The organism is Streptomyces sp. NPDC005281 (genome assembly GCF_040607495.1).
GTDB lineage: Bacteria > Actinomycetota > Actinomycetes > Streptomycetales > Streptomycetaceae > Streptomyces.
Window position 1 is genome coordinate 68,709 of sequence record NZ_JBEXGX010000014.1, and the last position, 22,238, is coordinate 90,946.

Annotated in this window: 16 protein-coding genes; 9 read left to right on the top strand and 7 right to left on the bottom strand. The window is 69.8% G+C overall.

Going from position 1 to position 22,238, the window contains the following annotated elements:
• The first annotated feature begins 190 nt into the window (after positions 1-190).
• The 3 genes from ABZV42_RS20660 (at position 191) to ABZV42_RS20670 (ending at position 2,847) form a co-directional block, all read left to right on the top strand.
• On the top strand, positions 191-832 hold the full coding sequence (locus tag ABZV42_RS20660) for a PadR family transcriptional regulator (protein WP_356053052.1): 642 nt from the start codon (positions 191-193) through the stop codon (positions 830-832).
• A gap of 225 nt (positions 833-1,057) precedes the next feature.
• The gene (locus ABZV42_RS20665; RefSeq protein WP_355984513.1) at positions 1,058-2,074 is read left to right on the top strand and encodes an ATP-binding cassette domain-containing protein; all 1,017 of its coding nucleotides are present in this window, start codon (positions 1,058-1,060) and stop codon (positions 2,072-2,074) included.
• Positions 2,071-2,847, top strand: coding sequence for an ABC transporter permease (locus ABZV42_RS20670; RefSeq protein ID WP_355984514.1), 777 nt, complete (start codon positions 2,071-2,073; stop codon positions 2,845-2,847). The genes ABZV42_RS20665 and ABZV42_RS20670 overlap by 4 nt, the downstream gene beginning before the upstream one ends.
• 300 nt (positions 2,848-3,147) lie before the next feature.
• On the opposite strand, the gene ABZV42_RS20675 is transcribed toward ABZV42_RS20670, so the two are convergent.
• On the bottom strand, positions 3,148-3,984 hold the full coding sequence (locus ABZV42_RS20675) for a siderophore-interacting protein (RefSeq protein ID WP_355984515.1): 837 nt from the start codon (positions 3,982-3,984) through the stop codon (positions 3,148-3,150).
• Between the two features lie 100 nt (positions 3,985-4,084).
• A complete protein-coding gene (locus tag ABZV42_RS20680) occupies positions 4,085-5,023 on the bottom strand; it encodes a 5'-3' exonuclease (RefSeq protein WP_356053126.1) in 939 nt (312 codons plus the stop codon).
• A 179-nt stretch (positions 5,024-5,202) separates the two neighbouring features.
• Here ABZV42_RS20680 and ABZV42_RS20685 point away from each other — a divergent pair, with 179 nt between their 5' ends.
• The 5 genes from ABZV42_RS20685 to ABZV42_RS20705 all read left to right on the top strand — a co-directional run bounded on the left by ABZV42_RS20685 (position 5,203) and on the right by ABZV42_RS20705 (position 12,804).
• Positions 5,203-6,282 (top strand): glycine betaine/L-proline ABC transporter ATP-binding protein, encoded by a 1,080-nt coding sequence (locus ABZV42_RS20685; RefSeq protein ID WP_355984517.1) that lies wholly within the window; start codon positions 5,203-5,205, stop codon positions 6,280-6,282.
• A complete protein-coding gene (locus tag ABZV42_RS20690) occupies positions 6,275-8,887 on the top strand; it encodes an ABC transporter permease/substrate binding protein (protein ID WP_355984518.1) in 2,613 nt (870 codons plus the stop codon). The genes ABZV42_RS20685 and ABZV42_RS20690 overlap by 8 nt, the downstream gene beginning before the upstream one ends.
• Positions 8,888-9,577: 690 nt before the next feature.
• Complete coding sequence (locus ABZV42_RS20695; RefSeq protein ID WP_355984520.1) at positions 9,578-10,159, top strand: XRE family transcriptional regulator; 582 nt, start codon at positions 9,578-9,580, stop codon at positions 10,157-10,159.
• Between the two features lie 113 nt (positions 10,160-10,272).
• The gene (locus tag ABZV42_RS20700) at positions 10,273-10,998 is read left to right on the top strand and encodes a helical backbone metal receptor (protein WP_355984522.1); all 726 of its coding nucleotides are present in this window, start codon (positions 10,273-10,275) and stop codon (positions 10,996-10,998) included.
• 189 nt (positions 10,999-11,187) lie between these two features.
• Positions 11,188-12,804 (top strand): alpha/beta hydrolase, encoded by a 1,617-nt coding sequence (locus tag ABZV42_RS20705; protein ID WP_356053054.1) that lies wholly within the window; start codon positions 11,188-11,190, stop codon positions 12,802-12,804.
• 87 nt (positions 12,805-12,891) lie between these two features.
• Here ABZV42_RS20705 and ABZV42_RS20710 read toward each other — a convergent pair whose 3' ends face one another.
• The 4 genes from ABZV42_RS20710 to ABZV42_RS20725 all read right to left on the bottom strand — a co-directional run bounded on the left by ABZV42_RS20710 (position 12,892) and on the right by ABZV42_RS20725 (position 19,253).
• Positions 12,892-14,715 carry a choline/carnitine O-acyltransferase gene (locus tag ABZV42_RS20710; RefSeq protein WP_355984524.1) on the bottom strand — a complete coding sequence of 608 codons (1,824 nt, stop codon included), beginning with the start codon at positions 14,713-14,715 and terminating at the stop codon, positions 12,892-12,894.
• Positions 14,712-15,557 carry a class I SAM-dependent methyltransferase gene (locus ABZV42_RS20715; protein WP_356053056.1) on the bottom strand — a complete coding sequence of 282 codons (846 nt, stop codon included), beginning with the start codon at positions 15,555-15,557 and terminating at the stop codon, positions 14,712-14,714. Before ABZV42_RS20715 ends, ABZV42_RS20710 begins: the two co-directional genes overlap by 4 nt.
• Before the next feature lie 87 nt (positions 15,558-15,644).
• On the bottom strand, positions 15,645-16,514 hold the full coding sequence (locus ABZV42_RS20720; protein WP_356053058.1) for an arpA protein: 870 nt from the start codon (positions 16,512-16,514) through the stop codon (positions 15,645-15,647).
• A 303-nt stretch (positions 16,515-16,817) separates the two neighbouring features.
• Positions 16,818-19,253, bottom strand: coding sequence for a SpoIIE family protein phosphatase (locus ABZV42_RS20725; RefSeq protein WP_356053060.1), 2,436 nt, complete (start codon positions 19,251-19,253; stop codon positions 16,818-16,820).
• 657 nt (positions 19,254-19,910) lie between these two features.
• Between ABZV42_RS20725 and ABZV42_RS20730 the strand changes: the two genes are divergently transcribed.
• Positions 19,911-20,399 (top strand): hypothetical protein, encoded by a 489-nt coding sequence (locus ABZV42_RS20730; RefSeq protein WP_356053062.1) that lies wholly within the window; start codon positions 19,911-19,913, stop codon positions 20,397-20,399.
• Positions 20,400-20,745: 346 nt separating this feature from the next.
• Here the strand turns inward: ABZV42_RS20730 and ABZV42_RS20735 are convergent, their stop codons facing one another.
• A complete protein-coding gene (locus tag ABZV42_RS20735) occupies positions 20,746-21,861 on the bottom strand; it encodes an agmatinase family protein (RefSeq protein WP_356053063.1) in 1,116 nt (371 codons plus the stop codon).
• Between the last annotated feature and the right edge of the window lie 377 nt (positions 21,862-22,238).

Here is a 22,238-nt window from a genome sequence, read left to right on the forward strand (position 1 = left end):
GTCGGGTGACAGAAATTAGGGAGACCCTGTTTCACCCGCGTGACGCGGCGGTGTCGGCGGCGGGCCTAAGTCCTCACCCCGGCTCGATGTCCTCCGCGTACGCGATACATCGCGTGTATTGACGCCTTCTTCCGATACGCGATATGTTCGGCTACGGATATTCGGTGACGAGTCGAGAGGGGTGACGGCGATGAAGCGGCGCAAGCTGAGCAACCCGCTGGCGCTCGCCGTCATGACGACGCTCTGGCAGAAGCCGATGCATCCGTACGAGATCGCCCAGACGTTGCGCCGTCAGGGCAAGGACAGCAGCACGAAGATCAACTACGGGTCCCTGTACACGGTCGTGCAGAACCTGGAGAAGCACGGCTTCGTCGAGGTCACCGACGTGGAGCGGCAGGGCAACCGTCCGGAGCGCACGATCTACGGCATCACCGAGGCCGGGCGCGAGGAGATGACCGAATGGCTCTCCGACCTGATGGCCGTCCCCGCGCGTGAGTACCCGATCTTCGAGACCGCGCTCTCGCTCATGGGGGTACTGCCCCCCGACGACGTCGCGCGGCTGCTCGCGGAGCGGCTCGGATCCCTCGAGGTACAGGCCGCGAGCGCCCGCGGCGGCCTGGCCAAGCTGTACGAGACGCTGCCACGGCTCTTCCTGGTGGAGACCGAGTACCAGCTGCACATGATCGAGGCGCAGGCGGAGTGGGTCCGGGGCTTCCTCGCGGAGCTCAGGGACGGCACGCTGCCCGGCGTCGACGCGTGGCGGAACTTCCACGAGACGGGGGAGATCCCGCCCGAGTTCGAGGAGTTGGAGGAACGCCACTTCGAGCAGTGACCGAAGAGAACAGACCCCGGCAGGACTGTTGCACCAGTCCCGCCAGGGTCTCGAACCCCGAACCGAATCCGCCGTGAGGCAGTTCCAGGCGATCGAGGTGCGGCACACCCAGGATAGCCCGGCGCTCTTCACGCGGATCGGCTCGGCAGTTTCCCGAGATCACTCGGGAATCCGAGATCACCCGGCTTCATGCCGGGAATCCGCTCACTTGGGAGAGCAGTCGTCATGACTGATACACGTGCGCCCGCGGTCGAGGCGCGTCAGCTGATCAAGACCTATTCCGGTGACGTCACCGCGCTCGGCGGCCTGGACATCACCGTCGAGCAGGGCACCGTCTTCGGCCTTCTCGGCCCGAACGGCGCCGGCAAGTCCACCACCGTCAAGATCCTCACCACCCTGGCCCGCCCCGACTCGGGCACCGCCACCGTCGCGGGCCACGACGTGCTGCGCCACCCGGACCGGGTGCGGCGCGCGATCGGCGTGGTCGCCCAGAGCTCGGGCGCCGACCCGGTGGCGAGCGGCCGCGAGAACCTCCGCCTCCAGGGCAGGCTCTACGGCCTCAAGGGTGCGGTCCTGGACCGCCGGGTCGACGAACTCCTGGAGCGGTTCGGCCTCGCCGACGCCGCGCGGCGCCCGGTCAAGGGGTACTCGGGCGGAATGCGGCGGCGCCTGGACGTGGCCCTCGGTCTGGTCCACCGCCCCGAGGTGCTCTTCCTCGACGAACCCACCACCGGACTCGACCCCGAGGCCCGCGGCGCGATGTGGGACGAGATCGCCCGGCTGGCCGGCGACGACGGCCTGACCATCCTGCTCACCACGCACTACCTCGAAGAGGCCGACCGGCTCGCCGGGCGCGTCGCCATCGTCGACCGCGGACGGGTCGTCGTCGAGGGCGCCCCGGACGAACTGAAGGGTGAACTCAGGGGCGACGCCGTCCATGTGGAACTGAGCGAGGCGGTCGGCGAAGCCGGTCGTACGCTGCTGGAGGGCATCCTCGGTTCACTGCCGGGCGTGCATCAGGTACTGCTCGACGGACGCCGGATCAGCGTCCGGGCCGACGACGGCGGGGCCACCGTGCCTGCCCTGCTCGGAGCCCTGGAGCGGGCCGGGGTCAAGGTCACCGCCGCGACCGTCGCCCGCCCCTCGCTCGACGACGTCTATCTCCGCCACGCGGGCCGCCGTTACTCGGAAGCCGTGGCGGACGGCGCCGGCTCCTTCGTCCTCGCCGGAGGTGCCCGATGAGCACGGCAGTGTCCCAGACCTGGTACATGACACAACGTCAGCTGATGGTGTTCGCCCGCCAGCCCGCCTACGCGATCATCACCCTCATCCAGCCGGTGATCTGGCTCTTCCTGTTCGGCGGCCTCTTCAAGAACGTCGTCGAACTCGGCGGCTTCGGCACCGCCTCCTACCTCGACTATCTGGTGCCGGGCGTCGTCGTGATGAGCGCCCTCAGCTCCAACATGTGGGCCGGCATGGGCACGTTGGAGGAGATCCAGCGGGGCACGCTCAACCGGTTCCTCACCACCCCGGTCAGCCGGGCCGCGCTGATGAACGGCAACGTCGTCAACAACGGCCTGATCACCGCTCTCCAGTCGGTCGTCATCGTCCTGCTCGGACTTGCCGGGGGCGCCGAATACCCGGGCGGCGTCGGCGGCGTGGCGATCCTGGTCCTCGCCTCGGTGCTGCTCGGCACGGTGTTCGGAGCGCTCTCCAACGCGCTCGGCATGCTGGTGCAGGAGCGGGAGTCGATCATCGGCATCAACACCTTCCTGCTGCTGCCCCTGACCTTCCTCTCCAGCGCCTTCATGGCACCGTCCCGGATGCCGGGCTGGATCCGGCACATCGCCGACTTCAACCCGCTCAACTGGGCCATGGTCGCGGGCCGTTCGGCGATGTCCGCACATCCCGACTGGGGTGGCGTGCTCAGCCGGACGGGCGCGCTGCTCGTGCTCGCGGTAGCGGCGGTCTGGCTGTCGATCCGCACCTTCCGGTCGTACCAGCGCTCGGTCTAGCCCCTCGGGCGGGCGACTGCCGGACCAACGGCACCCGCACACATGTCAGGAGGTGGCGGACCCGCAAACGTGCGGGTCCGCCTCCTGTACGTGTGTGTGGGCCCGCCTCCCGCATGCGCGCGGGTGGGGCCGACCTGCCGCGGACCCGGCCTCCGGCGAGGCGACCTGCCTTCGGGTGAGGCGACCAGACTTCGGCGAGGCCACGCGCCTTCCGGCGAGGCGGCCCGTCTTCCAGTGAGGCGACCTGCCTTCGGGTGAGGCGACCCGCCCTTCGGCGAGGTGCAGGGAAGGGTCCGGCCGTCAGGCCGGTACCTCCTGCTCCGCCTCCACCTGGGCGTTCCACTCGCGCTTCGCGGCCTGCCACCCGTCCTCGTTGTGGCCGAGGCGCCAGTAGCCGGAGATGGACAGGTCCTCGCGCGAGATCTGGCGCTCGACCCGCAGCACCTTCCGCAGCTCCTTCACGAAGGCCGCCTCGCCGTGCACGAACGCGTGCACCCGGCCCTCCGGGAACTCCAGCGCCCGTACGGCCTCCACGAGGACCGCGCCGACGGGCCGGTCGCCGCGGTGCAGCCAGACGATCTCGGCGTCGGAGTCGATCTTCTGCTCCTCCTCGGGCCCGGAGACCTCGACGAAGGCGCGGACCGCGGCGGCGTCGGGCAGTGACTCCAGCGCGGCGGCGATCGCGGGCAGCGCGCTCTCGTCGCCGGCGAGCAGATGCCAGTCGGCACTCGTGTCGGGGGCGTAGGCGCCGCCTGGGCCCATGAACCGGACGACGTCGCCCGGCCGCGCCCGAAGGGCCCACGGCCCGGCGAGTCCCTCGTCGCCGTGCACCACGAAGTCCAGGGTCAGCTCGCGTGTCTCGGGGTCCCAGGCGCGCACGGTGTACGTCCGTGTCACCGGCCAGTCCTCGCGCGGGAACTCCTCGCGGATGCGCTCCATGTCGAAGGGCTCGGGATAGGTGACGCCCGCGGGGCCGAACAGCAGCTTCACATAGTGGTCGGTTCTGCCGTTCGTGGCGAAGTCCGCGAGGGTGTCGCCTCCCAGCACCACCCGCTGCATGTGAGGGGTCAGCCGCTCGGTCCGCACGACCTTCGCGGAGTGGGGCTTCCGGGGCTTGCGTTCCGGGCGCTCTGCCATGACTGCCTCCTGTTCACATGGTTAGGCTAACCTAAGTTAGCACCTCTTCCGGTGCGGTAACCATCCATGAACCGGTATCGGACACGCAAGAGGTGTTCACCTATGCCTCCAGTGTCGTGAGCAGACGATGCAGCGAGCCGCCCAGACCCCAGCGCGCGGCCAGCTCGTCCAGCTCGGCGGGACGGCGCGCGGCGTGCGGCAGCGCCGTGTCCACCTCCGGGAGCGGCACGTCCCCGGCCACCTTGACGACGGTCGGCGCCACGGCGAGGTACGGCCGCGACTCGTCGAGCCGCTTGCGCTGCGAGGGGGTCAGTCTGGCCCTCGGGTCGTCGACCGCGGCCATGATCCCGGCCAGGTCGCCGAACTCGGCGAGCAGCTTGGCGGCGGTCTTCTCCCCGATGCCGGGCACTCCGGGCAGCCCGTCGCTGGGGTCGCCGCGCAGCAGCGCCAGATCCGCGTACCCCGGACCGTCGACGCCGTACTTCTCGCGCAGCCAGGCCTCGTCGGTGAGCTGGAGCGTGCCGACGCCCTTGAGGGGATACAGGACGCGCACCTCCCGCTTGTCGTCGACGAGTTGATACAGGTCACGGTCGCCGGTGACGATGTCGACCGGGCCGGTGGCGCGCCCCGTGAACGTGCCGATCACGTCGTCCGCCTCGTACCCCTCGACGCCCACGCGCGCGATGCCCAGCGCGTCCAGGACGGCCTCGATGACGGGCACCTGCGGCGAGAGCGTGTCCGGCACCTCCTCCTCGTCCGGGCCCGCCTCGGTCTCCACCGCGACCCGGTGCGCCTTGTACGACGGGATCAGGTCGACCCGCCACTGCGGGCGCCAGTCCGCGTCCATACAGGCCACCAGGCCGTCGGGGCGGTGGTCCTTGACCAGCCGGTCGATGAACTCCAGCAGTCCGCGCACGGCGTTCACCGGTGTGCCGTCCGGGGCCCTCACGGACTCCGGCATACCGAAGTAGGCGCGGAAGTACAGCGAGGCGGTGTCGAGGAGCATGAGTCGTCGCGTCTGCTGAGTCACGTCCCGCATCATGCCGTACGCCACTGACAGTGACCTGGACCACTCCCGTGTTTGCTCCGTGTAAGCGTGGGCAGGCGCGGCCTCTGAACGAACTCGGTTGCGTATTGAACGTATTCAACCGTCACCGGCAGCCGGGAACACCGAAACCGTCCGTTCCACGTGCTCCCCTGCCACGACGAGAGGCACCTGTGTCATCCAGGCTTGAGGCCGACCATCTGTACAAGGTGTTCGGAAGACGATCGGAAGCGGCCGTGGAGCGGCTCCGCCAGGGGGCCGACCGTGAGGAACTGCGCGCCGACGGCACCACCGCCGCCGTGATCGACGCGTCCTTCACGGTGGAGCCGGGGCAGATCTTCGTCGTCATGGGCTTGTCCGGATCCGGCAAGTCCACACTGCTGCGGATGCTCAACGGACTGCTGGAGCCCACCGCGGGACACGTGCGCTTCGACGGCCAGGACCTCACCGCGCTCAGCCCGCGCGAGCTGCGCGAGGTCCGCTCCCGGAAGATCAGCATGGTCTTCCAGCACTTCGCGTTGTTCCCGCACCGCAGCGTGCTGGAGAACGCCGCCTACGGCCTGGAGGTCCAGGGCGTACCGGCCGCCGAGCGCCGGGAACGGGCGGCCACGGCCCTCGAACTCGCCGGACTCGCCGGCTGGGAGAAGTCCTGGCCCGACGAACTCTCCGGCGGGATGCAGCAGCGCGTGGGTCTCGCCCGCGCCCTCGCCACCGACGCCGATCTGCTGCTCATGGACGAGTCGTTCAGCGCGCTCGACCCGCTGATCCGCCGGGACATGCAGGACCAGCTGATCGAGCTCCAGAAGAAGCTCGAGAAGACCATCGTCTTCATCACGCACGACCTCAACGAGGCCATGCGTCTCGGCGACCGCATCGCCGTCATGCGCGACGGCCGCATCGTCCAGACCGGTACCGCCGAGGACATCCTCGTCCGGCCCGCCGACGACTACGTCGCCTCCTTCACCCAGGACGTCGACCGCTCGCGGGTGCTGACCGCGGGCGCCGTCATGGACACGGACCTGCGCGGCGACGAGGCCGACTGCTCCTGCGAGACCGCCACGCCCGACACCCCCTTCGTCGACCTCTGCGCGATCAGCGCCCGCCTCCCGCACCCGGTCGCCGTCCTCGACAAGAAGCACGCCCTCGTCGGCGTCGTCCCGCGGCAGCGGCTCGTGGCCTTCATCGGCGACGAGCGTCCCGTCTCCGGCCCATGTCCCGGCGGACGGGACAAGGGGGTGAAGGCCCATGCCTAGGATCCCCTTCGGCGACTGGGTCAACGGCGTGGTCGACTGGCTGCTGAATCACATGGCGTGGCTCTTCGACTTCCTCAAGGCCGTCTTCTCCGGCACCTACGACGGCATCGACGCGGTCCTCCAGGCGCCCCAGCCGCTGCTCCTCGCCGGCATCTTCGCCGTCATCGCCTTCTGGCTGCGCGGCACCTCCGCGGGCCTGCTCACCTTCGCGGGATTCGCCTTCATCGACTCCCTCGAACTGTGGGAGGACGCGATGGTGACCCTCTCCCTGGTCCTCGTCGCGACCCTCATCGCGCTCGTGGTCTCGGTGCCCGTGGGCATCTGGGCGGCCCGCTCCGACCGGGTCAGCGCCGTCGTCCGGCCGGTCCTCGACTTCATGCAGACGCTGCCCGCGATGATCTACCTCATCCCGGCGATCCTGTTCTTCGGCACGGGTGCCTCCGCCGGCATCGTCGCCACCCTCATCTTCGCGCTGGCCCCCGGTGTCCGTATGACCGAGCTGGGGATCCGCCAGGTCGACAAGGAACTGGTCGAGGCCGCCGACGCGTTCGGCACCACCCCGCGCGCCACCCTGCTGCGCATCCAGCTGCCGCTCGCCCTGCCCACCGTCATGGCGGGCGTCAATCAGGTCATCATGCTGGGCCTGTCCATGGCCGCCATCGCCGGCATGGTCGGCACCGGCGGCCTCGGCGGCGACGTCAACGAGGCCATCGGCCAGCTGAACGTCGGGCTCGGCTCCGAAGCCGGCGTCGCCATCGTCATCCTCGCGATCTACCTCGACCGGATGACCGGCGCGCTCGGCACCCAGGTCTCCCCGCTCGGCCGCCGCGCCGCCGCCCGGGCACGCGCCGCGCAGGGCCTGAAGATCTGGTCGTACCGGCCCCGTCCCGCGGTCGCCCTGGTGGGGGTCGTCGTCCTCGCCCTGGTCGCGGGCGGCATGGGTGTCTTCGGCGGCGCGGGCACGCCCGCCACCGCGGCCGACGGCCAGGACGTCGGGCAGGGCAAGAAGGTCACCATCGGCTACATCCCCTGGGACGAGGGCGTCGCCTCCACGTTCCTGTGGAAGGAGATCCTGGAGCGGCGCGGCTACCGGGTGGAGGCCAGGCAGTTCGACGCCGGCCCGCTCTACACCTCGCTCGCGCAGGGTGACATCGACTTCGAGACCGACTCCTGGCTGCCGACCACGCACGCCGAGTACTGGAAGAAGTACGGCAAGCAGCTCGACGACCTGGGCTCCTGGTACGGCCCGACGTCCCTTGAGCTCTCCGTGCCCGCCTATATGAAGGGCATCGACTCCCTCGACGACCTCAAGGGGCAGGCCGCGAAGTTCGGCGGCAGGATCACCGGCATCGAGTCCAGCGCCGGAATGATGGGCCTGCTCAAGAACAAGGTGCTCAAGGCGTACGGGCTCGACAAGGAGTACAAGGTCGTCGACAGCTCCACGCCCGCGATGCTGGCCGAGCTGAAGCGCGCATACGCGAAGAAGGCGCCGATCGTCGCCACCCTCTGGTCGCCGCACTGGGCGTACAGCGAGTACAAGCTGAAGAAGCTCAAGGACCCGAAGGGCGCCTGGGGCAAGGGCGACGGGGTGCACACGCTCTCCCGCAAGGGCTTCGCGCAGGACGACCCGGTCGTCGGGAAGTGGCTGAAGGACTTCCGGCTGACCGAGAAGCAGCTCACCGGCCTCGAGGCCGAGATCAACAAGGCCGGCAAGGGCGGGCAGCAGGACGCCGTGCGCTCCTGGCTGAAGAAGAACCCCTCGGTCGTCGGCGCGCTGGCCCCCGTCAAGGGCTCCGCCGCCGCCCCGGCCGAGGCGAAGCGCCCGCTGGACGTCGCGTGGTTCCCCTGGGACGAGGATGTCGCCGTCACCTACCTCTGGAAGAACGTACTGGCCCGGCGCGGCTACACGGTCAACCTCAAGCAGATGGACGTCGGCCCGGTCTACACCGGCCTGGCCTCCGGCGACCTGGACCTCAATTTCGACGCCTGGCTGCCCTACGCCCAGTCCAACTACTGGAATCAGCACAAGAACGACCTGAGCGACCTCGGCACCTGGTACAAGCCGACCTCCCTGGAGATCGCGGTCCCCTCGTACGTGAAGGACGTCAAGTCCCTCGCCGACCTCAAGGGCAGGTCCAAGACCTTCGGCGGAAAGATCATCGGCATCGAGCCGGGCACCGGTGAGATGAACCTCCTCAAGAAGAAGGTGCTTCCGGGCTACGGCCTCGACAAGGAGTACGAGGTCGTCGACGGTTCCACGCCCGCGATGCTGGCCGAACTGAAGCGCGCGTACGCCAAGAAGGAGCCCGTCGCGGTCGTCCTGTGGTCGCCGCACTGGGCGTACAGCCAGTACCGGCTGACCAAGCTCACCGACGACAGGAAGCTGTTCGGAGAGGGCAATACGATCCGGACCGTCGCCGGCAAGAAGTTCCCCGGCCAGTACCCGGAACTCACCAGGTGGATCAGGAACTTCAGGATGAGCGAGTCCGAACTCGGCGGCCTGGAGGGCGAGGTCGAGCAGCGCGGTCAGGGGCACGAGGAGGAAGCCGTCGCCGCGTGGCTCAAGGAGCACCCGGACATGGTCCGGCGCATGACTCCGCAGTAGGCGAGCCGCCCCCTGAGGGCGGTGCGCGGTTCATCCCGAGGGGTGGTCCTCGTCGTCACGGTCGATTTGACCCGTACGACGAGAACCACCCCTCGCCGCGTCTCCCGGCGGGCGCGGACTCCTCCCCGCCCGGGGCGGCCGCCGGCCCGCACGCGCGGGCGACGACGCCGGTGGCCGCGTACTGGCGTACGAGAGAGATCCGGACAACCGTGCCGCGGCCGGTGACCACCCCCTCCCGGAGCGTTCTCGGGCCGGGCCGCCGGCCGTGGTTCCGCGGTACCTGCCGTCCTCGGGCGGCGCCCCGCCGACCCGTCGCACATCAGCACCGTGCGCGCGGGGACCCCCGAACGCGAGGACCACCGTGCGCCCCGGCGTGACGCGATGCGCCAACTGCGCTCCGGGGAGGCGGACTTCAGGACACGAGCGGGCCCGCCGACGGATCCCGGCGGGTGTCCCGCCCTCGTGATCGGCCCTTTCGCCCCGTACGAAGCGGTGGCGGCGCCGGGCGCGCGACGGCTCGCGCGGTGGCGCGAACTGTAACCCTCACACTCCCTCGAAGTGACAGCGATGTGACGGGTCCATGAAACGGTTTGCCGAACATGCGTAGGGTGCAAACAACTCAGCAGAAGCAGCGGGCCGGAAAACCGGGCGGTTCGCGGACCCGACGACGCGAGGGAGGGAGCCGGAGCGATGGGCGACCACAAAGAACAGCCCCTTCGAGTGGGTGCGGCCGTACGGCGACGACGCCGGGCACTGCGCCTCACCCTCGCCGTCGTGGCCGAGCGCAGCGGCCTGTCGGTGCCCTTTCTCAGCCAGGTCGAGAACGAGCGGGCGCGGCCCAGTAGAAGTTCCCTCGAACGGGTCGCCGACGCCCTCGGCACCACGGCCGCCGACCTGCTCGCCGCCGCCGACCCGGCGTGCAGCGTCGACGTAGTGCGCGCCGACGCCGGGGCCGAGTTCACGCCCGAGGCCCAGGCGCGCCCGCTGGTGCGCGGTCACCACCAACTGCACGCCACCGAGTTCACCGGCGACCACGAAGAGGCCCGCGAACTCCAGCACCGCAACGACAAGTTGATGTACGTCGCCGACGGGGGAGTCGAGGTCGAGGCGGAGGGCCGGGCCCATCGGCTCGGGCGCGGCGACACGCTCTACCTGACGGGCGGCGTGCGCCACCGCTGGCGAGCCACCGTGCCGGACACCCGGGTGGTCGTCGTCGAGGTCGCCGACCACATCGACGCGGTGGAGGACCGGCACAGCTTCGGCCGGCTCTGAGACGCCCGGGCGACGAGGAGCACAGGCGGCCCGGTGACGGGGCGGCCGGAGCCGGCCCGGGAGAGGATGGCGGGACACCGGAACGGCGTACGGCGGCGGAGAGGCGGACGGGCATGCGCGTGGTGTCCCTCGTGCCCTCGCTGACGGAGGCCGTGGCCGTGTCCGTGCCCGCCGCGCTGGTCGGCGCGACCGACTGGTGCAGCCACCCCGCGGACCTGGACGTCGTCCGGATCGGCGGCACGAAGAACCCCGACGTCGACGCCGTCGTACGGCTCGCGCCCGATCTCGTCGTCGCCAACGAGGAGGAGAACCGGGAGCCCGACCTGGCCGCCCTGCGCGCCGCGGGGATCGAGGTGCTGGTCACCGAGGTGCGGGACGTGCCGGAGGCCTTCCGCGAACTGGACCGGGTCCTCGAAGCCTGCGGCGCGCGCGGTCGTCCGCGCTGGCTGGACGCGGCGGAGGCCGCGTGGGCCGAGCCGCCCGCTCCGGCCGGCCGCAGGACCGCGATCGTGCCGGTCTGGCGGCGGCCCTGGATGGTGCTGGGCCGGGACACCTTCGCGGGAGACGTCCTGGCGAGGCTGGGCGTCGACAACGCGTACGCCGACCACGAGGACCGCTACCCCCGCGTCCCCGTCGCGGAGCTGACCGCGAGGGGCGCGGACCTCGTTGTGCTGCCCGACGAGCCGTACCGCTTCACCGCCGACGACGGCCCCGAAGCCTTCCCCGGAACACCCTGCGCCCTCGTCGACGGCCGCCTGCTGACCTGGTACGGCCCTTCACTGGCCGAGGCACCGGCCCGGCTCGGCGAGGCGCTGCGAGCGGCATGTCCACGGACGTAGCTCCCGGGCACGGCTGAGGACTTGGTCCGGCCGAACCCGGGCCCGTCCGCCGGAAAACCGCCGATCGATGCATTCGGCCCTGTCGGGTTGCGGGCCCGACGGGCCGCGGTGATGTTGATGCTGATGCGAGCCGACGTCCGCAGGCTCTCCGGTGTCGGGCGCTCAGCCACGACGCACGGAAGGACAGACATGCTGATATCCATACGCCTGGCGGCCCACCGACGCCTCGCCGTGGCCGTCGCCGCGGCGATCGTCTGCTCGACGACGGCCACCGTGCCGGCCCTCGCACAGGCCGCCGCGCCGTTGTCCGAGGTGCCGGTCCCGCAACTGGATTGGACCCCCTGCGTCCCGGGCAGTCCGTTCGAGTGCGCGACCGTGAAAGCACCGCTGGACTACCGGCACCCGGGCGGCCGCACCATCGAGCTGGCGGTCGTCAAACGGAAGGCGACCGGCCCAGGACCGCGCCTCGGCTCCCTGTTCTTCAACCCCGGCGGCCCCGGCGGACCGGGAAAGGTGCAGATGCCGCAGGACTACGAGTTCTTCCCGAAGGAGGTACGGGAGCGGTTCGACATCGTCAGCTGGGATCCCCGCGGCATCGGCTACAGCACCGCGGTGAACTGCTTCGGCAGCCCTGAGAAGGCCGCCGCCTGGGCTGAGAGCAAGCCGATCGGCTTCCCGGTCGGGAAGAAGGAGCGGGCGACCTGGATCAGCGCGTACGCCGAACTGGGGCGGCTCTGCGAGAAGCGTGACCCCGCGCTGCTGCGCCACGTCTCGACCGCCGACACCGCCCAGGACCTCGATCTGCTCCGCCGGGCGGTGGGCGACCCGCAACTCACCTACCTGGGCATCTCCTACGGGACGATCCTGGGCGCCACCTACGCCAACATGTTCCCCGGCAAGGTCCGCGCCCTGGTCCTGGACGGGAACATCGACCCGCAGGCCTGGACGGACCACAACTCCACCGGCGACCCCAAGTTGCCGCTCTTCCTGCGGATGGGCACCGACGTCGGCGCGGCGGCGACCTTCGACCGGTTCCTCACCCTGTGCGGCTCGGCCGGCACGGCCCACTGCGCGTTCTCCGCCGGGAGCCCGGAAGCGACCCGGAGCAAGTTCGACAAGCTGACGCTGCGCCTGCGGAAGCATCCGGTGGGCGCGTGGACCTACGCCGCGACCGTCGACGCCGTGGCGAACGCCCTCTATGTCGTCCATCCCGGCTGGACGGACCTCGGCGGAACGCTCCAGGACCTGTGGGAGGGCCGCACCCCGGAGCCGCCGGCCGCCGTCCCGCCGCCGATCCCGTATCCGTACGCGGGGATCGAGCAAGGGGGCGCGGTGAGCTGTTCCGACAGCCCCGAGCCGCGCAATCCCTTGGCCTACCACCGGTTCGAGGCGTTCGCCGCCGCCCGCGCGGGTGACCTCGGACGGTTCTGGACCTGGGCCGCCGAGCCGTGCGCGACCTGGCCGGCCGTGGCCGCCAACCGTTACACCGGCCCGTGGAACACGCCCACCGCGCACCCGATCCTGCTGGTCAACCCCACCTACGACCCCTCCACCCCCATCCGGGACGCCAAGGCCATGGGCCGAGAACTGGCCTCCTCACGCCTGCTCACCCTGAACGGGTACGGGCACACCGCTCTGCTCAACCCCAGCAGCTGCGTCCAGGGGTACGAGAGCCGCTACATCATCGACGGCACCCTGCCGCCGGTCGGAGCGAACTGCACCCGGGACACGCCTCCGTTCACCGCGTCGCGCCCGCACGGAGGTCTCGCCACCGGCGGTGGCGCGATGGCCGACAGCATCAAGTAGATCCACCGAGGCGTCGCGGCTCGAACGAAGCCAGGGCCGCCGGACCGTGGTCTCCCAGCGGGAGTTCCGGTCCGGCGGCCGGGTCGTTCAGTCCTCGGACCGCTCGGATGCCAGCAGCTCCCGGAGGTCGTCCATCGCCTCCCGGAGCCGGTCGGCGAACGTCCGCATCTGCGCGGCGACCTCCAACGGCGTGCTCAGGTAGAGGTTGAACCGATCGGGAAGCAGCACATAGGCGATGCCGATGCACTGGCTGCTGGTCGACCCGAAGCCGAAGTGCTGGATATTGACGGACGGCGCGGAACTCGTGCTCAGGTAGTCGTCCCGCATGGTCAGCCAGCCCGGTGTCCGGTACAGCGCGGGCTGCTCGGTCACCCCGAGCTCGGCCCCCCGCCGGCGCTGGATCAGCTCCAGCTCCCACAGGTGCTGCTCCGGCACCTGCCCGGCCTGACACGCCTTCGCGCGCGCCACATGGGCCTGGGTGGCTGCCCGGAACGCGGCGCGCCGGGCGTCGGCGTCCGTCGCCGGGTCCTCCATCGCGGCCACGAAGGCCACCATCTCCGCGGTGACGACGCGCATCGCCTCGGTCCGCCCGTGCCGGTACTGCCGGGTGGCGATCGACTCGTACGTGGCGCCCAAGTGCCCCTTGGCGCGCTGGTGGGCGAGCTGGTAGGCGGCCTGGACGAACGCGTCCGGCGAGACCCCCAGCACCTTGGCCGCGCTGCTGCCGAAGTCCGCGAACGACAAGGTGCTGGTCGCGGTGTTCGCCCCGTAGGCCGCGAACGCGTCGGCGGCGGAGCGCGCCTGGTCCCGCAGCGCGTCGTCCAGTGCGAACACGATCGGCTCCAGCGCAGGCACCCCCTGGGAGCGGGCACCGGACTGCCGGGACTGCTCCTCGGCCGGGGTGTCGAGCAGGGCGTCGGTGAAGGTGAGGATCGTGGTCCCGTCCAGCTCGCAGTGCTCGACGTTGATGCCCGCCCGTCCATCGGCGAAGACGACGAAGGTCACGGCCTTGTCGAACCAGCGGTTGCCTCGGTCGCCGTACAGCAGCTGGTCACAGGCGTCCTGGACGTCGGCGGGCGCGAAGTCCTCAAGAGCGACGCAGAACAGCGCGGTCTCGACATCGTCGAGGGCGTCGGCGTTGCGGGGGTGGCAGGCGAGAAGGGACTCCCGGGCGGCCGCCCACTCCGCGCGGGCCATCGTGGTGAGGTGGCCCACCGAGGTGTCCGCGCCGGCCGGGTCGGCCTTCATCACGGCGCGCAGCCCCGCCTCGATGTCGTCCAGGCTGTGCGGGACGCCGTCCGGACCCAGCACGTCCAGCCGGAACATGCCGCCCCGGAAGAACACCACGACGTGCCTGGCCTCGGACGGGCCCGGCCACTCCTCGGTGTGAGGGGCACGGACGGTGTCCTGCTGAGCGCCGGGGATACGCGTGGTGGAGAACAGGAACTTGTTCTGCACCATCGACTGAGGTGCTCCGCGCTGCACCACAGGCGGAATCAGCCCCCGGTCGAGCTGCCGCTTGTAGTTGAGGGCCCCGGCGACGAGCCCGGCGGCGCGCTCCACCTGCGCCTGGCCGGAATCCTGGAAAAGGAAGAAGAAGTTGGCGTTGAGCGCGATCCGGTCCCGGCGGCCCAGGTACCGGTACGGCCAGAAGGTGTCGAGCCAACTGTGCACGCCCTCCGCGGTGTCGTACTCCTCCAGCGCGGCATGCAGCACCCGGCCGGGGCCGCCGGGCCGGAGAAAGGCGGCGACCTCCGCCTCGGTCGCCGACCGCTCGTCGGCGCTCAGCAGCGGCGTGCACCAGGCGAGGAACCGCTCGCAGCTCGCGTCCAGCGTAGGCAGCGGTACGCGCGGGAGGCTGTCCTCCTGGGCGAACGTCGCGTTGCCTGACGCATCCTGACTGTTCTTCAACTCTGTTCTCGATTCGGATCGTCGGTACCTGTGATGTCGTACGGCCGGGAGAGGTGGAGCTGTGCGTAAAGCCAGCCTTCCGCCTCCAGGCCTCGTGGATCCACCCCTGCGGCCGACATCCCGTCGAGTACGAGAGCCTGCTCCTGCGGGGAGGCGAACCGCCGCTGTCTGAACACCTCGTCGACGCGGACGGTCCGGTAGCCCAGATCCGCCAACGCGCCCTCGACGGAGTCGAACGGGAACATCCGCAGCACGAAGTGCGCCATCCAGGGCCGGCGGATGCCCTGCGCCCGGACGACTCGCGTGAGGGTCCGCTCGGTGACGTAGCCGACGCAGCCCGTCGAGATCACCAGGTCGGTCCCCGCGAGCCGGGCGCGCTGTCGCGGTGTGGGCTCGTGTTTCTCCAGGTCGGCGTGGACCACGTCGTCGAGGAACCCGGCCTCGAGAGCGTAGGACAGCGCGCTGCCTGAGGTGTCGAGGCCGACGAAGCGGATCGCTCGCGGGGGTCGGCGTGACCGGGACAGCTCCCGGTCGCGGGCCAGCAGCGCCTCGCGGCTCTCATCCGCGCGCTCCTCGTCGCCGTAGCGCGCGTACAGCTCGTCCATGGTCGTGTCGTACTTCAGCAGGGCTGCGTTGATTCCGTACGAGCAGCCGATGTCCAGCACCTGCGGCACCGCGACGCGCCGGGACTCCCGGTACTCCGTGATGAACTTGGCGAAGTAGGGCTTGGCCTGCTGCGGAACGCCGTAGTCGAGCGGGCGCAGCGCCCTGAAATAGGCTCGCGGATCGGGCTGGTCGTAGATGTGGTCGAGTGAGACTTTTCCGGTCACGTCGAAACGCACAGGGCTTACTCCTCCGTGGGATCGCGCAGGGGGAAACTGCCTACGGCGACTACGCGTTCTCGTCGCCCGCTGTCGCCTGCTGCGGCACTAGTCCAGGAGCCGGTCGCCGCGGACCGCGCGGCCCTCGGCCGCCAGGTGCTCGGGCAGCACCCGGCCGAAGAGCTGCCGGGTCCGTTCCGCGCTCCCGATGACGCCGGGGCGCTCGCTGTAGGCGAATATCGCGGAGTGACGCGCGACCTGGCCGCGCACCGGGCTCACTCGGTGCAGCGAGTAGCGCCCTTTGAACAACTGGAGGTCACCCGGTTGCAGGGGGAGGCGCCGGGTCAGCCGTTCGCCCCGGCCGTCCACCACGTCCCGGACGTCGTCGAAATTCTCGTCCCGCTCGGTCCGGATGTTCGGGCAGTACTCGAAGTCGCCGCCGGCCTGCGCCTGTTGGGTGAGCATGCTCACGGTGAACTCGTTGGTGTCGAAGTGCCAGGGGTGCTCCATGCCCGGCGCGACGACGTTGAGAACCAGCCCGGAGAGCGGGTCCGCGAGCTCGTGCAGCTCCGGCAGTTCGAAGCAGTGGGCGATGAACTGCCGGAACACCGTGTCGGAGTAGAGCCGGCTGATGAGAGAGTCCGCGGGGACGCGGTCCCGCGCGACGAACGCGTTGCCCCGCTCGAAGGTCCTCCGGCCCGGATGGTCCTCCGGCAGCGCCGAGTCCACCGCGATGTTGTAGACGTTCACCGTCTCGACGTCGTGGTACGCCCGGGGGGCGATGGCCGAGCACTCCTGCCGCAGCACATCGCGCAGCGAGGGGCGGATGAAGTCCGGCAGTACGGTGCAGCCTTGAGTCGACAGGTCGTGCCGGGCACGGGAAACCACGCCCTGTCCCCGGGCGCTCGCGAGTTCGGACAGGGGATAGCGGGCCGTGTCGACCACCTGATCAAGCGTCAGGGCTTCCAAAGAGCGCATTCGATCCTCTCCACATGCGGGCCGCCCCTCTCGCCAGTTCCCGGATTTCAGTAACTCGGCCGGCAGGAAGAGCACTTGAAGTTCCCACAGTGGCGCCCGCGTTGTCTGTGACACGTCACACTGCCCAACTGTGCGCTTCAGCATGCCTTCGCGGGTTTCGGCACGGGCCGACCGTCGCGCGGGAGCCGCAGGGGTCGGTGCACCCTGCGTGAGGGTCGTCCCGTCAACGCGGTGGGCGTGATGGTGGAAGTCGTGGGGGCCGCGGGTGGGCATGATCGTGGAAGTCGTGGAGGCCGCGGGTGGTCAGGAGGGCGGCAGGGGCTGCTCCGTCCAAACGGTCTTGCCGTCGTGGGTGTAGCGGGTGCCCCACCGCTCCGTGAGCTGCGCGACCAGGAAGAGCCCGCGTCCGCCCTCGTCCGTGCTGAGAGCCCTTCGCAGGTGAGGGGAGGTGTGGCTGCTGTCGGACACCTCGCAGACCAGGCACTGTGTACGGATGAGGCGCAGGGTCACGGGGCCCTCCGCGTACCGGTAGGTGTTGGTGACGAGCTCGCTGGCCACCAGCTCGGTGGTGAAGGTCATTTCCGACAGCCCCCATTCGGCCAGTTTCGCCGTGGTCAGCTCCCTGGCGCGGGCGGCGGCGGTCGCCTCCAGAGGCAGCTGCCATGTGGCGACATTCTCCGGCGGCAGTACCCGGGTACGCGCCATGAGCAGCGCGATGTCGTCGGTGGGGCGGCGGTCCGTGGGCAGCAGCGCTTCGACCACGCGGTCGCAGGTGCGCTCCAGAGGATCGGCGGAGTGGGCGAGACATTCGCGCAGGTTCTCCAGCGCGGCATCGATGTCGCCGTCGCGCGCCTCCAGCAGGCCGTTGGTGTAGAGCGTGAGCAGGCTGCCCTCGGGGAGGTCGAGGTCGTACGTCTCGAAGGGGAGTCCGCCCAGGCCGAGCGGGGGACCTGCGGGCAGGTCGAGCACGGTCACCTCGCCGTCGGGCGTGGACATCAGGGGTGCCGGGTGGCCGGCGCGTGCCAGGGAACATTTCCGGGAGACCGGATCGTAGACCGCGTAGACGCAGGTGGCCCCGAGCATCTGCTCGATCGCCGACTGGTTGCCCTCGGCGTTCGTCTCCAGCTCGGCGGCGAGCAGACTGACCAGATCGTCCAGCCGGGCCACCACCTCGTCCGGTTCCAGGTCGAGGCTGGCCAGGGTGCGTACGGCGGCACGCAGGCGCCCCATCGAGGCCGCGGCGTGGATTCCGTGGCCGACCACGTCTCCCACGACAAGGGCGACTCGGGCCCCTGACAACGGGATCACGTCGAACCAGTCACCACCGATGCCCGGTTCACCGCTCGCCGGAAAGTACCGGCAGGCCACCTCGACGGCCGGCAGATCGGACACCGCGCCCGGCAGCAGACTGCGTTGCAGAGTCAGAGCGGCGCTCTGCTGCTGGGTGAAGCGGCGCGCGTTGTCGATGCAGACCGCCGCACGCGAGGAAAGCTCATGGGCCACGGTGGCATCGTCGTCCTCGAAAGGCTCCGAATGACGCACTCGCCACAGGCTCACCACGCCCAGTATCTGGCCGCGTGCCATCAGGGGCACCGCGATCAGGGAATGAACGCCGAGACCCAAGGCGACCTCGATCCGCCGCCGGTCCATGGTGTACCACTCGGGGCGCAGGGACAGCAGTCGTTCGAGAATCGGGCCGCGCTCGGCCAGGCACCGCGCCTGCGGAGACTCCGGAAGGAGCGGGACCACTTCGCCCTCCTGGTAAGGGACCCGGGGTTCCGGGGGCGAAAGAGCCACTCGCAGTAGCGCACCTGCCACATCCGACGGCAGTTCGTCACCGACTGTCACCGGCCTCAGGAGGTCCACCGAGCAGTAGTCGGCCAGGCCGGGGGCGGCCACCTCGGCCAGTTCCCGGGCCGTCTGCGTCACGTCCAGCGAGGTTCCGATCCGGGCGCTCGCCTCGGCCAGCAGAGTGAGCCTGCGTCGGGCACGGTAACGTTGGGTCACATCCTCGATCGTCTCCGCCACGCCGAGAACCCGGCCCGAGGAGTCCTCCATCCGGAACGCGGAGACGGACACCATCCGTTCCTGGCCGGGAGCAAGGCGGGTCCGGGCCGACTGCTCCGTGAAGATCAACGGTTCGCCGGTCTCCAGGACGTGGCGTACCCGCTCCTCGGCCGGACCCGCGTCCTCGGCGACCAGGAATTCACCGGAAAGACGGCCCACCGGCGCGTCGGCCGTGATGCCGCTCGCCTTTTGGATCGCCCGGTTGATCCTGATCACCTTCCTGTCCGGGCCGTGGATGGCCAGACCGATCGGGGACCGGTGGTACAGGCCGTCCAGCAGCGCACGGTCCCGCTGCCAGGCCACGACCTCCACGGCAGGGGCACCGACCAGGAACCACTCCTGATGATCTCCGTCGCGGGTGATCGCACGGGCCCGGAAACCCATCTCCACACGCCGTCCGTCGTGGTGCCGGATGGGCAGGACCCCGAACCAGCCCCCCGCTCTCATGGCCTCCACGACGGCGGACCGCGCGACAGGCAGGTCGGAGGTGTCGACCAGGAGGTCCTGCCACGCCCGTCCGATCACTTCCTTGGCCGGGTAGCCCAGCAGCTCCTGCGCACGTGTGCTCCAGCCGACCACTGTGCCGTGATCGTCGAGCACGGCCGATGCGCCATGCCCGAGGGCGAACGGATCCTCCGGACTCTCGCTGAAATGCATCGACGGCGTCCCCATAGCCACCACCTTGCCTCCGTGACTCCGATGGTCCTCCCCCCGCTCTCCGTCCGCGACTCTCCCGTTCCTCTCGGCCCGGCGGTTGCGGCTCGGCGGCTCGGCGGGGCCGCGGCCTCGCGGTTCGACGGTGACACGGCGACGCTCGGCGTGCGCGGGCGATCGCGTGCAAGGAAGGGGGGTGGCCACGGCCCGGGACCACTTCGTCACAGAGGCCAGCGAAGGTGCCTCGGCGGGAGCCGCTGTGGCGCGTGTCGGTTCGAACGGGGTACTTGGCTTGACGCCGACTCAGGCAGCCTGTGCTGCCACGGGCCGCGGAGTTGCCTCCTTACCCCAGCCGCATCGGTCATCATCCACAGGAAGTTCGGCTTGATCCATGCCGAGCCGCGTTCACAGACCCTATGGAGCGTGATCGGGGTGAAGCCTGGCCTTCCTTGGGGGCCGTACGTTCCGCGCGGCGGACGGGTACCGCGGGCAGTATCTTGACCGCAGGATCAACATCAACGGCCACGGTGGGATCGGCGATTCCTGTCCAATCGGTCTGGCTCCGGTCTAGGGAGTTTCGCCATCGACCCTGTTCTCCTGGCGGCTTTGTGGAGGGAACGGCATCCGGGTCCTCCACTTGCTCACACGTTTCGCACAGGGTTCGCGGATCGCTGGGTGCGCTTCCACAGCCTTCCCGACTCGAAGCGCTACCCGGAGTCCGAGGACGAGTACGCGATCGTGCTGGACCGGTACAACACGATCCTCGACGAGTTGTTCGCAGGCACAGACGTGTTGGTGGTGACCATGGACTGGTCGAACACACCCACCGGGCAAGCAGGCTATCCGACACCACGACAGACACTGCATCCCGACGGCATCCGCTGGTGGACGGCGTCGGAGCAGGACGACTCCAACCCGGAGTTCCACACGCACACACGTCTGTACGCCGACCGGCGCCGGTGGCACCGTGGCTGCCTCGACGGGGTGTTGCGAGCCGTCGCGGACGAGACGCTCGCCGAAGTCTTCGTCGCCGACACGGAACTGCGACGCATCCACCATCCCTACGACGGCGGCGCAGACGTCATCCTCGCCACGGCTGCGGAGCGTGACCGTATGCGTGATCAACACGCAGACTGGCTCTCCAGCCAACCGACCGGCCTCTGAGCGCCAGGGCGGGGCCCCTTACCCAGGCCGCGTGCGATGGTCTGTCAACACGGCTTGTTGATCCAAGTCAAGCCGCGTTCACAGACCTTTGAGCAAAGCATCCGTGTGGCTCTTCGTCGCTCGTCACGAGTGGCTCGACCGGCAGTGGCTCGTCCGGTCCGATCGCGGCGCTGAACGCGGTGCGTGTTGCCGTGGCGCTCATACCGTCGAGGCGCCTCCGCCTGGCTGACAGGCTGAATCTGTTTTCTCAGAGCATGGCCGTCATGATGCGGCGCGGCGGCCTCTTCGGCGCCACACTCGCGTTCCAGTTCATGGTCGGCGGGATCAAGGCCTATTTTGGTTGCCGCTATGTATGTCGACCGTACGGCGCTCCGGAGACGGCCGGGTCCAGGTAGTCCGGGCCGGGCAGGCCCTTGCGGCGCATGGCGATACCGGTGAGCGCCTCGAAGATGGCCCGGCGGGCGTTCATCGTGGTGGTGTAACCGGGATCCAGGTCCGGGACGACCTCGACGACCTCCATGCCCACCACGGGCGTCTCGTGGCAGATCCGGCGGATGGCCGGTAGCAGTTCCCGGTTGGTCAGACCTGGCGGCTCCGGGGCGCCGGTGCCGGGCGCGAAGGCCGGGTCCAGCACGTCGATGTCCAAGGACAGGTACAGGTATTCCGGTCCGTCCAAGGCCTCGTCGATGGCCTGTTGGAGAACGACATCGAATCCGCGGCGGTCGATCTCGGCCATGAAGTGCGTGCGCATTCCGTGCTCGCGCATCCAGCCGAACAACTCGTCGTCGGGTGCCATCGCGCTGCGCAGGCCGATCTGGAGGAAGTTGCGCCCCGGTATGTGTTCGTCCTCGATCAACCGACGAATCGGTGTGGCGTGTGTGACCAGATGGCCGAGCATGTCGTTGTGGCAGTCCGGGTGTGCGTCGAAATGGACCACTCCGACCTTGCCGGACCCGTACACGTCGGCCAGGGCAGCGGCGTCGGGCCAGAGGATGGAGTGGTCCCCGCCGAGCACGATCGGGATCGCACCGGTCTCGGCGATCTCCCGGACCAGTGCGCGGATCGGCTCCATCGAGTTGTCGATGCTGAAGGGGTCGACCGCGGCGTCGCCGTAGTCGACCACCGTGAGCTCGTCGAACGGCCGGATGCGCGTGCTGGGATTGACCAGCGCCTTCGGCGTGTTGGGCAGAATCCGTTCGTCGCCCCTGAGCGCGCGCGGCCCGTAAGCGGCCCCCCGATGTCCGAGGCCCATGTCCACCGGCGCTCCGAGGATCGCCACATCGACGTGGCCGGCGCGCAGATCGTCCTGGTTGAGGCACAGCGGCACCCCGGAGAACGTGGCGATGCCGGCGTAGGTGGGGACGAAGGTGTACCGCTGCAGGTTGATCGGCCCGGGTTCGCGCCTGGGGTCGTGCGAGCGGTCGAGTTCCCTCTTCCAGACATCCGGGGGTATGCCTGCCACGGCTGGCTCCCTACTGCTGGTCACCGACGGAGCTTAGGGTCCCGCTTGGACATACCTCCAGGATGCGCGCCAATGAGACCTCATGCCCGTTGTGTGGCTGCTCGGTCGGCGCATCGCGCGCCGGCGGCCTTTCCGCGCCGCGCCTGGAGGGCCGGCCGCGTCCACCCCCGCCTACGCGTGCACCCTCATCGTCCCCAGACACTGGCAAGGGGCTGTGAACGCCGCTTGACGATCCATGTCAAGGCACGCTCACAGACCTTTTGTGGTACTTGCGGCAGACGTCAACCCGGCATCGGAATCCGACATCCGATCACCGGGATGCGACTTTCAGGGTTTCTTGGTCGTCGCCGCGGCTGCCCTGCGGTGTCCTGGCGTGC

Excerpts from the sequence above, each read along its gene's own strand:
- ABZV42_RS20680 (WP_356053126.1), bottom strand. The coding sequence starts at position 5,023 with ATGCGGGACGTGACTCAGCAGACGCGACGACTCATGCTCCTCGACACC.
- ABZV42_RS20700 (WP_355984522.1), top strand. The coding sequence starts at position 10,273 with ATGCGCGTGGTGTCCCTCGTGCCCTCGCTGACGGAGGCCGTGGCCGTG.
- ABZV42_RS20675 (WP_355984515.1), bottom strand. The coding sequence starts at position 3,984 with ATGGCAGAGCGCCCGGAACGCAAGCCCCGGAAGCCCCACTCCGCGAAG.
- ABZV42_RS20665 (WP_355984513.1), top strand. The coding sequence starts at position 1,058 with ATGACTGATACACGTGCGCCCGCGGTCGAGGCGCGTCAGCTGATCAAG.
- ABZV42_RS20725 (WP_356053060.1), bottom strand. The coding sequence starts at position 19,253 with ATGGGGACGCCGTCGATGCATTTCAGCGAGAGTCCGGAGGATCCGTTC.
- ABZV42_RS20720 (WP_356053058.1), bottom strand. The coding sequence starts at position 16,514 with ATGCGCTCTTTGGAAGCCCTGACGCTTGATCAGGTGGTCGACACGGCC.
- ABZV42_RS20705 (WP_356053054.1), top strand. The coding sequence starts at position 11,188 with ATGCTGATATCCATACGCCTGGCGGCCCACCGACGCCTCGCCGTGGCC.
- ABZV42_RS20660 (WP_356053052.1), top strand. The coding sequence starts at position 191 with ATGAAGCGGCGCAAGCTGAGCAACCCGCTGGCGCTCGCCGTCATGACG.
- ABZV42_RS20690 (WP_355984518.1), top strand. The coding sequence starts at position 6,275 with ATGCCTAGGATCCCCTTCGGCGACTGGGTCAACGGCGTGGTCGACTGG.
- ABZV42_RS20695 (WP_355984520.1), top strand. The coding sequence starts at position 9,578 with ATGGGCGACCACAAAGAACAGCCCCTTCGAGTGGGTGCGGCCGTACGG.
- ABZV42_RS20670 (WP_355984514.1), top strand. The coding sequence starts at position 2,071 with ATGAGCACGGCAGTGTCCCAGACCTGGTACATGACACAACGTCAGCTG.